The 12294-nt window shown below is 70.9% G+C and carries 11 protein-coding genes; 9 read left to right on the forward strand and 2 right to left on the reverse strand.

Going from position 1 to position 12294, the window contains the following annotated elements:
• Positions 1-81: 81 nt before the first annotated feature.
• From ACIRA5_RS39980 to ACIRA5_RS39995, 4 genes are all read left to right on the forward strand, one after another.
• The gene (locus tag ACIRA5_RS39980; protein WP_403699433.1) at positions 82-1086 is read left to right on the forward strand and encodes a TauD/TfdA family dioxygenase; all 1005 of its coding nucleotides are present in this window, start codon (positions 82-84) and stop codon (positions 1084-1086) included.
• Positions 1083-2177, forward strand: coding sequence for a 2,3-diaminopropionate biosynthesis protein SbnB (gene sbnB / locus ACIRA5_RS39985; protein ID WP_403699435.1), 1095 nt, complete (start codon positions 1083-1085; stop codon positions 2175-2177). Before ACIRA5_RS39980 ends, sbnB begins: the two co-directional genes overlap by 4 nt.
• Positions 2178-2334: 157 nt before the next feature.
• Positions 2335-3420 carry a 2,3-diaminopropionate biosynthesis protein SbnA gene (gene sbnA / locus ACIRA5_RS39990; protein ID WP_403699438.1) on the forward strand — a complete coding sequence of 362 codons (1086 nt, stop codon included), beginning with the start codon at positions 2335-2337 and terminating at the stop codon, positions 3418-3420.
• 261 nt (positions 3421-3681) lie between these two features.
• Positions 3682-5442, forward strand: a complete 1761-nt coding sequence (locus ACIRA5_RS39995; RefSeq protein ID WP_403699442.1) for a beta-ketoacyl-[acyl-carrier-protein] synthase family protein — start codon at positions 3682-3684, stop codon at positions 5440-5442.
• A gap of 48 nt (positions 5443-5490) precedes the next feature.
• Here ACIRA5_RS39995 and ACIRA5_RS40000 read toward each other — a convergent pair whose 3' ends face one another.
• Positions 5491-6594, reverse strand: a complete 1104-nt coding sequence (locus ACIRA5_RS40000; RefSeq protein WP_403699445.1) for a Ku protein — start codon at positions 6592-6594, stop codon at positions 5491-5493.
• 188 nt (positions 6595-6782) lie between these two features.
• On the opposite strand from ACIRA5_RS40000, the gene ligD reads away from it, so the two are divergent.
• Positions 6783-7649, forward strand: a complete 867-nt coding sequence (gene ligD, locus ACIRA5_RS40005) for a non-homologous end-joining DNA ligase (RefSeq protein ID WP_403699448.1) — start codon at positions 6783-6785, stop codon at positions 7647-7649.
• A 189-nt stretch (positions 7650-7838) separates the two neighbouring features.
• Here ligD and ACIRA5_RS40010 read toward each other — a convergent pair whose 3' ends face one another.
• Entirely contained in the window at positions 7839-8642 is an 804-nt protein-coding gene (locus tag ACIRA5_RS40010) for a nuclease-related domain-containing protein (protein ID WP_403699451.1), read from the reverse strand.
• A gap of 97 nt (positions 8643-8739) precedes the next feature.
• On the opposite strand from ACIRA5_RS40010, the gene ACIRA5_RS40015 reads away from it, so the two are divergent.
• The 4 genes from ACIRA5_RS40015 (at position 8740) to ACIRA5_RS40030 (ending at position 12292) form a co-directional block, all read left to right on the forward strand.
• Positions 8740-9246 carry a dual specificity protein phosphatase family protein gene (locus tag ACIRA5_RS40015; RefSeq protein ID WP_403699651.1) on the forward strand — a complete coding sequence of 169 codons (507 nt, stop codon included), beginning with the start codon at positions 8740-8742 and terminating at the stop codon, positions 9244-9246.
• Positions 9247-9528: 282 nt separating this feature from the next.
• On the forward strand, positions 9529-10341 hold the full coding sequence (locus ACIRA5_RS40020) for a hypothetical protein (protein ID WP_403699454.1): 813 nt from the start codon (positions 9529-9531) through the stop codon (positions 10339-10341).
• The gene (locus ACIRA5_RS40025; RefSeq protein WP_403699457.1) at positions 10338-11675 is read left to right on the forward strand and encodes an ATP-binding protein; all 1338 of its coding nucleotides are present in this window, start codon (positions 10338-10340) and stop codon (positions 11673-11675) included. Before ACIRA5_RS40020 ends, ACIRA5_RS40025 begins: the two co-directional genes overlap by 4 nt.
• A gap of 101 nt (positions 11676-11776) precedes the next feature.
• A complete protein-coding gene (locus ACIRA5_RS40030; protein ID WP_403699460.1) occupies positions 11777-12292 on the forward strand; it encodes an SH3 domain-containing protein in 516 nt (171 codons plus the stop codon).
• Positions 12293-12294 lie beyond the last annotated feature (2 nt).

Raw genomic sequence — 12294 nt, forward strand, 5'->3', positions numbered from 1 at the left:
GGATGTCAACCGACGAATGACAACCGACGAGTGACTGACCCGAGTGACAACCGACTGAGTGGCTACGGAAAGGAAACCGAGATGTCGTCCACTTCCACGGCGTCGATGGTCGACGTGGAACTGCAGCCCGGCAGACCTCCGCTTCTGCGGGCCGAGGTCACCGGTGGCGCGGCGGGCTGGGCAGCCGCGCACCGGGACGCGCTGCGCACCGTCGTCGCCGAGCACGGCTGCGTTTTGGTCCGCGGTCTCGGGCTGCGCGACGCGGCCGAGACCGGTGCCGTCTTCTCGAAGCTCGCCACCGGTCTGATGACCGAGAAAGAGGTCTTCGCACCGCGACGGACCTACTCCGACGGCGTGTACTCCTCGACGAAGTGGCCGCCGAACCAGCCGATGTGCATGCACCACGAACTGAGCTACACGCTCGAGTTCCCCAAACTGATGATGTTCGCCTGTCTGAGCGCGCCCACCGACGGAGGGGCGACCGCGGTGGCCGACGCACCGACCGTGCTCGACGCGCTGCCCGCCGAGTTGACCGGGCGGTTCGAGCGCGAGGGCTGGCTGCTCACCCGCAGCTACAACGACGAGATCGGCGCGTCCGTCGCCGAGGCGTTCGGCACCGAGGACCGTGGTGCCGTCGAGGGCTACTGCCGCGCCAACGCCATCGCGTTCGAATGGCAGCCGGACGGTGGGCTGCGCACCCGACAGCGCCGCAGCGCCGTGGTGCGCCACCCCGTCACCGGCCGCCGCTGCTGGTTCAACCAGATCGCGTTCCTCAACGAGTGGACGATGGCCCCCGAGGTCCGTGAGTACCTGATGGACGTCTACGGGGCCGACGGGCTGCCGTTCAACACCCGCTTCGGCAACGGCGACCCGATCGGCGAGGACGTCGTGGAGCTGCTCAACAGCGTCTACGAGGCCCACACCGCACGCGAGCCGTGGCAGGCCGGCGACCTGATGCTCGTCGACAACATCCGCACCGCGCACAGCAGGGAGCCCTTCGAGGGACCACGCGAAGTTCTCGTCGCCCTGGCCGACCCGGTGCGTCTGACCGACTGCTCCCCGACCGTCGAGGTGACCGCGTCATGACCACCACCCGTTCCACCACGTCGGAATCCGCACCGGAATCCGCACCGAAGTCCGCGCCGGCCGCGCCGATCACCGTGCCGCCGTTCGCGGTGATCCCCGGCGCCCAGGTCCAGCGCGCGCTGCGCGGACACGAGAAGCAGATCGTGGAGCTGGTCGAGGCCACCTACCGGGTGCACGGCGCCGGTGACTCGGTGAACCCGCCGTCGTACTTCCTGCGGTTCCCCGACCGTCCGTCCTCCCGGATCATCGCGCTGCCCGCCTCGATCGGCGGGGAGGTACGGGTGGACGGTCTGAAGTGGATCTCCAGCTTCCCGCAGAACGTGGCGGCCGGTGTCCCCCGGGCCTCGGCCGTACTGATCCTCAACGACCATGACACCGGCTACCCGTTCGCCTGTCTGGAGAGCTCGATCATCAGCGCCACCAGGACGGCCGCGTCGGCCGCGGCGGCTGCCGACCGGCTCAGCCATGACCGGCCGCGACCTGTGCGGGTCGGCTTCTTCGGGGTGGGCCTGATCGCCCGGTACATCCACACGTTCCTGGTCGGCACCGGCTGGTCGTTCGACGAGATCGGTGTGCACGACCTGTCCGCCGACAGCGCGGCGGGTTTCCGGTGCTACCTGGAACAGTCGGGCGCCACCGGCCGGATCACCGTGCACGACAACGCCGAGCAGCTGATCCGCAACAGCGACCTGGTGGTCTTCGCCACTGTCGCCGGGCAGCCGCACGTCAGCGATCTGTCCTGGTTCGACCACAACCCTGTGGTCCTGCATGTGTCGCTGCGCGACCTCGCGCCGGAGATCCTGCTCGCCTCGACCAACATCGTCGACGACATCGAGCACTGCCTGAAGGCCGACACCTCGCCGCATCTGGCCGAGCAGCTCACGGGCAACCGGGACTTCGTGCGCGGCACGTTGGACGACGTGATGGCCGGACGGGTGACCGTGCCGGCGGACCGGCCGGTGGTGTTCTCACCCTTCGGCCTCGGGGTGCTCGACCTCGCGGTCGGCAAGTACGTCTACGACGAAGTGGTCCGCTGCGGGGAACTGCACGTCGTCGACGACTTCTTCCACGAACTGAGCCGGTACGGATGAGCCGGCCTCGACCCTAGGCCGCAGAAGACAGCGGCCCCTGACGCAGGGCCCTGTCCGACCCGGATGGACACGGCCTCACGCCCGAAAAAGCGAAGAAGCCCGCCCACGGTCGGACGGACATTCCGAAAGTGCTCTGCTCCAGATTGAGGAGACCGTCGTGCCCGTCATTTCCGTTCCCCAGGCCTACAACGAAGAGGATCTCTATGTCGACCTCCGGGCGATCATCGGGCACTCACTCTTCCTGAAGTGCGAGGGATTCAACTTCGCCGGCTCGATCAAGTTGAAGGCCGCCATCGAGATGGTGGAGGCCGCCGAGCGGGACGGAGTTCTGAAGCCGGATTCGATCCTGGTCGAGTCCTCGTCCGGGAACCTCGGCGTGGCGCTCAGCATGATCGCGGCGAGCAAGGGTTACCGGTTCCTTTGCGTGACGGATTCCCGCGGCAACCTGTCGACCAGGATGATGATGGAGGCCCTGGGCAGCCAGGTGCACATGATCGCCGGTCAGGAGGAGAGCAACGGCGGCTATCTCGGCGCGCGGATCGAATACGTGCGTGCCCTGTGCGCCTCCGACGACCGGTATGTATGGCTCAGTCAGTACACCAACCCGAGCAACTGGAAGGCGCACTACCGCAGGACGGCACCGGAGATCGCCCGTCAGTTCCCGCAGCTGGACGTGCTGTTCGTCGGAGCCGGCACCACCGGCACCCTGATGGGCTGCGCGCGCTACTTCCGGGAGTGGCACCGTCCGGTGCGGGTCGTCGCGGTGGACAGCGTGGGCTCGGTGTCCTTCGGTGGTCCGCCCGGCCGCCGGATGATTCCGGGCCTCGGGATGAGCATGCGCCCGCCACTGCTCGACGAGTCCTACGTGGACGAAGTGATACGAGTCGAGGAGAGGGACACCGTCCGTACCTGCCACCGGCTGGCCAGGAGCGGTTTCGTGTTCGGCGGCTCCACCGGCACGGTGGTCAGCGGCGCGACGGACTGGTTGAGCCGGCACGACGCACGCGAACTCACCGCCGTGGCCATCGGTCCGGACCTCGGCGAGCGCTACCTCGACACCATCTACCAGGCCAGCTGGCTGCGGGATCTCTACGGCGACAACGTGCTCAACTCGGAAGTGATCGCCGCCGATTCCTGGTCACCCTCCCCCACGCCACCGACACGGTGGGGCCGGGCGGGCGCCCTCCAGGACAGCGAGCGCGGCAAAACCCAACGCCCTCAACTCCAGGACCGTAAGAGCTAGAGCCTGTCTTCGCGGGTGGGCGGGGTCCGGTACATGCCGGGCCCCGCGGTCCGGGCCGCCCGCTCCGGGGCGGTACTTCGACGAACTCGGCGGCCACGGGATTCGGTTGTCCGACCAGACACGGTAGGGAAGGTGCGGGAGCGAAATACTGATCACTGTTTTCGGTGACGTTGCCCACTATGTGATGGGGACATCTAGGCAATTCCTACATTGTCACCGAAAGTTGGGGACGCAAATCCCCACAGAAAGCAATCGCTCCCCATGCGCCGTTCGTCCGACGTTCCCGTACAGCCCCACGCCGTCACCGTCGCCGAAGTGATCCCTGGTGAACTGATCGCCCTGTCCGAACAGGATGTGGCGGAGAACACCTGGTACGTGGTGATGCACACCCTGCCCGAGACTCCCCACACCATTCGCCTGACATTGCGGCCGCCACTCGGCGGAATTGATCACGACGAGATATTCGAACGCGGTCACCAAGTGACCACGGCCTGCCGCCGAACGGATGTCGGGGCAATTCCCGAGATCACCTCCACCGACCTCGGTCCGGTGGAATTCCGGGACGGCGACCGCATCACCTCACTGCGCGCCGTGGACCCCCGGGCCGTCGAGGAGTCGTACACCCGACGGTGGGGTCACTGGCACCGGGACCTGGACCGCCGGACCGAGGATCCCGTCCCCGACGAGGAGCTGCGGGACCTGGCCGAAAAAGTCACACAAAAGGGATATGTCGTACGGCATTATCCGCGCCCGAGGCGGGCCGCCGAGGTGTACGCACCCCGCCGGGTCGTCGTCACCGGGCTCGGTGCCGTGACGCCGCTCGGTGTCGGGGTCGAGGAGCTGTGGCGGGGCCTGGTCGAGGGCCGGTGCGGGATAAGCGAGTTGGAGGGCGAGGAGTTCGCCGAACTGCCCGTGCGAGTCGCGGGCAGCGTGCCCGTGGACCCCGTCGGACTGCTGCCCCGGCCGCAGGCGCGGCGGATGAACCGGTCCGCCCAGTTCGCGGTGCTCGCCGCCCGGGAGGCCTGGCAGGACGCCGGACTGGACCCGGCCGGCACGACGGAGAGCGGGCTGACGCCCGAGCGGGTCGGTGTCTCGGTCGGGGCCATCCTCGGTGACGCCTCCGTGCTCGTCGGCGGTGACCGCAAGCTGCGGGACAAGGGTCCGCGTGCGGTCTCCCCGCTCACCACTCCGATGACCGTGCCCTCACAGGCGGCCTCCCAGGTGTCGCTCGCGCTGCACATCACCGGCGAGGCCCGCACCGTGACCAGCGCGTGCGCCTCCGGCACCGAGGCCATCGGACAGGCCATCGACCGCATCCGGTACGGCCGGGTGGACGTCGCCCTCGCCGGGGGCGCCGAAGCCGTCGTCACCCCCGCGATCATGGCCTCGTTCGCCGCCATGCGCGCGCTCTCCACCCACGAGCTCGGAGCCACCAGCCCCTCCCGGCCCTTCGCCAGCGACCGCGACGGCTTCGTGAACGGCGAGGGTGCGGGCTTCCTGCTCCTGGAGGCCGAGGAGCACGCCCGGGCACGCGGCGCGCGCATCTACTGCGAGGCCGCGGGCTGGGGACTGTCCGCCGACGCCCACCACATGGCCGCGCCCGACCCGTCCGGCAGCGGCGTGGCACTGGCACTGCGCCGGGCCGTCCACGACGCCGGTGCCCATGTCGTGGACGTCGTCCACGTCAACGCCCATGCCACCGCCACGGTCGACGGCGACCTCGCCGAGGCGAGCGCGCTGCGCGCCGTGCTCGGCGGGAGCGTGCCCGTGACCGCGCTCAAGGGCCACCTCGGCCATCTCCAGGGAGCCGCGGGCGGTGTGGAGGCCGTCGCCACGGTGCTCACCCTCCACCACGGCCTCATCCCACCCACCATCGGCTGCGACGACCAGGACGACGCCATCGACCTGGACGTGGTGACCAAGAACCCCCGCCGACTGCCCGCGCTCGGCGACCTCGCCCTGAGCAACTCGTTCGGGTTCGGCGGGCACAATGCGGTGCTGGCCCTGCGGCGTACGGGGTGAGCCGGACGAGGTGACGGGGCTCCGGGGCCCGCGGGTGCCCCGGGGCGGTCAGGCCGAGGCGCGCCCCCGCGGGGTGGCCTTCTTCGTGGCCGTCTTCTTCCCCGTCGCCTTCTTGGCGGTCGTCTTCTTGGCCGCCGTCTTCTTCGCGGTGGACTTGGTGGCAGCCGCCTTGCCGGCCGCCTGGCCCGTCGACTTCGCCGTGGACTTCGCGACCGTCTTCTTCGCCGCCGTCTTCCGCGCGGTCGACGTGGACTTCTTCCCGCCGACCTCCTTGGGCGCCGTACGGGCCGACCTGCGGGACGGCAGCGCGGTGACCTCGGCGGATTCGCCGGTCCGCGCCCCGGCTTCCTCGCCCGTCTCCTCACCCCGGGACACCTTGGCCGCGCGCACGCTCTTCTCCAGGGCGGCCATCAGGTCGAGCACCTTGCCGCCGGCCCGCTCACCGGCGGGCGGCGCGGCCGGGAGTTCGCCGGAGGCCTTGGCGGCGATGAGTTCCTCGACGGCCTCGCGGTAGTCGTCGTGCAGCTCGGTGAGCTCGACCTCGCCGAGGGTGTCCATGAGGGCGTCGGCCAGGTCGAGTTCCTTGTCCCGTACGGTCACGCTCGCGTCCGGGGCGACCTCCTCCGTGGACCGGATCTCGTCCGGCCACAGCAGCCCGTGCATGGCGATCACGTCGTCCACCACACGCAGCATGCCGAGCCGCTCCCGCCCGCGCAGCGCGAACTTCGCGACGGCGACCTTCTGGCTGCGCTTGAGCGCCTCGCGCAGCAGGACGTACGGCTTGGTGGCGGGGACGCCGTTCGCGGCCAGGTAGTACGCCGTGTCCATCTGGAGCGGGTCGATCCGCTCGGCCGGCACGAACGCCACGATCTCGATCGTCCGCGCGGTGGGGATCGGCAGCGCGGCCAGCTCCTCGTCCGTGACCGGGATCAGCGTGCCGTCCGCGTCCTCGTACGCCTTGCCGATCTCACCGGTGGTGACCTCGCGGTCCTCCAGTTCGCAGAACTTGCGGTACCGGATGCGGCCGCCGTCGTCCAGGTGGACCTGGCGGAAGGAGATCGAGTGGCTCTCCGTCGCGTTCACGACCTTGATCGGGATGCTGACCAGACCGAAGGAGATGGCGCCGTTCCAGATGGATCGCACGTGCGGCACCTTCCTGGTGGTTCCTGCTGACGCGGGTTCTCAGTGGCGTGGGTTCTTGCTGACGCGGGTTCTTGCTGAATCGGGCTCGCGGGTGCGGTTGAGAGCCAGGCTAGACGGGCGTGCGCGACCTCACATCCGCACGGGAGCGGCGGGGTGACCTGGGCGCCTTGATGGCGATTTCATGCGACTCTCGTCGTATGACGCCGATCGCCGAAGTGGAGGGACGGCGGCTCGCGCTCACCCATCTGGACAAGGTGCTGTACCCCGCGACGGGTTTCACCAAGGGTGAGGTCCTGCACTACTACGCGACGGTCGCAAAACCCCTGCTGGCGCACCTCCACGACCGGCCGGTCTCCTTCCTCCGCTACCCCGACGGGCCGGACGGACAGGTCTTCTTCGCCAAGAACGTGCCGCCCGGCACCCCCGACTGGGTCCGGACCGCCGAGGTCCCCCGGACGGCGGGCCCCGCCCGGATGGTCCTGGTCCAGGACCTTCCCTCGCTGATGTGGGCGGCGAACCTCGTCACCGAGTTCCACACGCCGCAGTGGCAGGTGGACACGCCCGGTCTGGCCGACCGGCTCGTGTTCGACCTCGACCCGGGGGCGCCGGCGACGGTCGTCGAGTGCTGCGAGGTCGCGTTGTGGCTGCGGGAGCGGCTGGCTGTGGACGGGATCGAGGCGTACGCGAAGACGTCCGGGTCGAAGGGGCTGCATCTGCTGGCGCCGGTGATGCGGATGCCGTCCTCAGACGTCAGCGCGTATGCGAAGGAGCTGGCCGTGGAGGCGGAGCGGGCGTTGCCGGCGCTCGTCACGCACCGGATGACCAGGAGTCTGCGGCCCGGGAAGGTGTTCGTCGACCACAGTCAGAACGCCGCGCGGAAGACGACGGCCACGCCGTACACGCTGCGTGCGCGGTCCGCGCCCACCGTGTCCGCCCCCGTCACCTGGGACGAGGTCGCGTCCTGCGGGGACCCGTCCGAGCTCGTCTTCCACGCCGACGACATCGCCCCACGCCTCCACCGACAAGGCGACCTCCTCACCCCCCTCCTCACCCCGCCCCCCTGACCAACCCAGGGGTCTTCAGGGGCGCGGGGAACTGCGCGCCAAGCCCCCACCGTCCCGCAGACGAACGAAATCCGGCAGCCCCGTCCAAGGGGCGCAGCCCCGCCCAAGGGGCGCGGGGAACTGCGCGACCAGCCCCCACCCGCCCGCGGCCGAACAGACACCGGCACGCAGCGATCCAGGGCTACGGAGTCACGTCCGTAGCCATGTGTGGCGGTCGCGGGCCATCGCGTGCAGGGCCTCCACGTCCGCCGGCTTCAGGACACCCCCGAGGCGGGCCAGCGAGGACAGGTCGGTGTCCTGCAGGACGCGGACCTCGCGGAGGGGGGCGAGGACGTCGAGGTCGGCGGGGCCGGCCACCGCCAGGACGGCGTGGACCTCGGCGGTCAGCGCGTACGAGGCCCGGTCGGCGTCGGCTCGGACCCGGCGCAGCAGCGGATACGGCTCCCGGCGGCCGACGGTCACCATGGGATCGGCGACGAGAACCCGCTGCTTGCGGGCGTACAGGGAACGCAGGGCGAAGATACCGCCGGGGCCGATCAGCAAGTGGTGGACGCGGTCGCCGCCCGGGAGCGGGATGGAGTGGACGGTGTGCCAGCCCGCGCCCTCCAGGCGGTCCAGTGCCTCCCCGACCGCCTGCTCGGCGGCCAGCGCACGGCGTCGCGGGTCGGGCCGCAGGCGGCGCGCCGGTCCCGGGTCGCGGTCGAGGTCGATCACCAGCGCCTCGCCGGGCCGGTTCGGCGCGAGGTCGTCGTCCGGGTGGAGGGTCAGCCGGGCCAGCTCCGCGGGGGTCGGGACCGGTGGAGGCCCCACCGTCACCGGGCCGGTCAGGAACGGGCCGAGCACGTCGAGCACGTCCTCCCGCCGCTCCTCGCTGAGCAGATTGACGCGGGCTGCCTCACGGTCGTACCAGGCGACGTTCCTCCCGTCGGTCAGGCACACGTACAGGCGCTCCTGCCCGTGGCGCCAGGTCGGTATGACGCGCAGTCCGTTCATGCACCATCACCCCATGACCATGGGAACAGGCGGGGTGCTCCAGGGGCAAGAACCCGGTTACCTTTGTGAGCAGTTGGGGGAGTTGTGGGAGGCGCTGTTGCGGACTCGCAGAAAGCAACCCGAGGTGCCCGCTCCGGACAGCCCGTGGAGCGAGATCGTGCCTGGCCTGTGGATGGGCGGACACGCGTTCGCCGGGCGTGCCGGCGAGCCGGAATTCGCGGTCGTGAGGGATGAGTTCGACCTGGTCCTGACGCTGCTGCGGCTGCCGGGGCACGGCCCCGACCCGGGCGTCGAGCACCATGTGTGGCCGATTCCGGACGGTCCCCTGGACGGGACACAGCTCGCGGGGGTGATCCGGCTCGCGCGGGCCGCGGACGACGCGCTGGAGGACGGACGCCGGGTCCTGGTGCGCTGCTACCACGGCTACAACCGCTCGGGGCTCGTGGTCGCGCACGCGCTGGTCCTCGCGGGACACACCTCCGACGAGGCGATCCGCCTGATCCGCAGCCGCCGCTCGCCCTGGGCCCTGCACAACGAACTGTTCGTGGAGTACCTGCGCGCCGGTCTGCCCACGGCCCGCCTCCTGGAGGAACTGGCGGAGTAGCCCCCCGGCCCTCGACCCCCGACGTCCGACCCCCGATGTCCGACCTCCGGCCTCCGCCGCCCGCACGTCCGGCACTCCACGGCCCCACACCCTCACACGGTCGCGGCCTCACACCGTCACGCCCTCACCAGCCCCACCGACCCCACCGACCCCACCCGCGAACAAAAAGGACTTCCCTACGAATATGGTGTAGGCCGTCGGTTTCGTCGATTTCACGCCGACCTCGCGCACCGAGCCGTCCCCCTGGCCCCGGATCGAGGCCGGCCCGGACGCAGGAGCGCAGTGACCCCCACCCGGCCCAGCCGTCTCGTGCTCGCCGCCCTCGTCGCCCTGCTGGCGGCGGCCGTGGCGGGCTGTGGCGACTCCGGTGCCCTGCGGGGCGCGGGGGCGACGCCCACCGCCGTCGGCCCGGCCCGGCTCTGGCCCGAGCTGCCGCCCGCGTCGACGGCAGCCCTCGACTACGGCGAGGCGGACACCGAGACGGTCACGGGCATCACGGCGCCGGGCGACGACATCCACAAGGTGGACCCGATCGCCGTGTTCCGTGCCGAGGTCGGCCGCCACCCGGACGAGTACAGCGCCGTCCACGCCCCGTACCGTGAGGCGGCCCAGCAGCTCAAGTACTGCACCGGCGAGGACACGCTCGGCGGGAAGTGCCCGATCCTCCAGGCGTACTACCGTGATCTCACGGGTGACCGGAAGGACGACCTGGTGCTCGGCATCCGCTTTCCGCAGCATCAGCTGGCGGTGCGTGTGTACACCTTCGAGCACCACAAGCTGGTCCAGATCATGGGCACCGCGGACAGCACGATCAGCGTCGAGATCGCGGGCCGTGACGTGATCATCCGCTCACCCTCGACCCTGCCGGGTTACGAGTACCGCACGGTGTGGACCTGGGACCCGCACCAGCACGCGATGCTGGCGACCCGGGACGAGATCCTCCGGGTGGGCACGCCCGGCCCCACCAGTCGCGGCACCACCGCACCCGTCCCCTCGGCACCCCCCGCCCCGCCGGTCTCACCCTCCCCGTCGGCCTCGCATTTCGTCTCCCCCTCCGCCTCCCCCACGCCGTCGACCGCCGCGAGCACTCCATGAGGCTGCCCACGCGCCGCTTCCGGTCGCCCCGCCGTCTCCCCCACTGGGCCGCCACCCTCACCTGGAAGGCCGCCGCCTTCATCACGGTGATGTGCTGCGGTCTCGCCGCCCTGCTCGGCGTCCTCATGCATGTCTCGGTGACCAACCAGACCGTCGGCGAGGCCCGCGGCCGGGCGCTCGACCGGCTGGCGGAGGTGACGGCGGCCTACGAGGCGGGCGACCGGCTGCCGCCGGGCGCGGGGCTGGATCTCCCGGGTCTGCCGGCGCCGCTGCGCGAGCTGGCGACGGACGGGCACCGCGGCACGATGGTCGGGGACAACGACCCGCACCCCACCATGTGGGCGGCCGGACCCGCGAGCGGCGGGCGGGCGCTCGCCGTGCAGTTCGACTACTCGCAGGGCGCGCACGCCATCGACGCCCTGGACCGGTCGATCGTGTGGTCCTCGGCGCTGGCGATCGGCGCGACGCTGCTGGTGGGAGTGTTCGCGGTGACGCGGGTGACCCGTCGGCTGCACGCGACGGCACAGGTGGCCCGGCGGATCAGCGCGGGCGACCTGGACGCGCGCGTCAACGATCCCCGTACGGCCGTGGACCCCCGTACGCAGTATCCGGCCGGCCCCCAGGACGAGGTGGCCGCGGTCGCCGGGGCCCTCGACACGATGGCGTCCTCGCTGCAGAGCAAGCTGACGAGCGAGCAGCGCTTCACCGCGGACGTGGCGCACGAGCTGCGCACCCCGTTGACCGGGCTGCACGCGGCGGCGGAGCTGCTGCCGCCGGGCCGGCCGACGGAGCTGGTCCGCGACCGGGTGGCCACGCTGCGGACGCTCACCGAGGACCTGCTGGAGATCTCCCGGCTGGACGCCGGGCGGGAGCTGCTGGAGCTGGACTCGGAGCCGCTGGCCCCGCTGGCCGAGCGGGTGGTGCGGGCGTCGGGCACCGAGACCGAGGTGCGGGTCGTGCGGGGCGTCCGGGTGGAGACCGACCGACGCCGTCTGGAGCGGGTGCTCGGCAATCTGGTGGCCAACGCGCACAAGCACGGGGCGGACCCGGTGATGCTGACCGTCGACGGCCCGGTGGTGACGGTGCGGGACCACGGCGGCGGCTATCCGGAGTACCTGCTGGAGCACGGGCCGCAGCGGTTCCGAACGGAGGGCGGTTCGAAGGGCCATGGGCTGGGGTTGACGATCGCGCTCGGCCAGGCGGAGGTGCTGGGCGCGCGGTTGGTCTTCGCCAACGCTCCCGAGGGCGGTGCGATCGCGACGCTGACGCTTCCTCAGGACGAGCGCGGCGCGCCCGGCCCGACCGGTGGGGAAGGGCCGACCGGGGCACGTTGAGCGTCCTCGCGTCCCCGATGGCTCAGTGCGGCCTGCGCGCGTCCGAGCTCGCTCCTAATGTGGCGATTAGTCAGATTTACCACCTTTCCGGAGGAGCCTCCATGTCCCTGCGCCACACCCTTGCCCGCACCGGGATGGTGCTCGCCGCCGGCACGCTCATCGCGGCCGCGGGCGCCGGACCCGCCCTCGCCGCCGGCAAGCCCACCGCAACCATGGGCACCGGACCCGGCATCGCCGACGACTCCGGGATCCGCGACTGGGACAGCCGCGACTGGGACAACGGAGACTGGGACAACGGGGAGGACCCCTACTTCGACGACGACGGTCTGGGCGACAGCCACTTCGACGACCCGTACTACGACGGACGGCTCGACGACCACCGCCGCTTCGAGGGCCGGATCATCTCCCGCAACGGCCTCGCGCTGCACAACCGGCCCGACCGCCGCAGCCGGATCATCCGTATCGCACCGTTCGGCGAGCGCGTCCACATCTACTGCAAGACCACGGGCGAGCGCGTCGGCGGCAACCCGATCTGGTACCTGATCACCGACGGCACCTGGTCCTGGGGATCGGCGCAGCACATCGACAACATCGGCCCGTCCCCGCGCTGGTGCTGACG

It is taken from the genome of Streptomyces sp. NPDC096311, from assembly GCF_044763085.1.
Classification (GTDB): Bacteria; Actinomycetota; Actinomycetes; order Streptomycetales; family Streptomycetaceae; genus Streptomyces.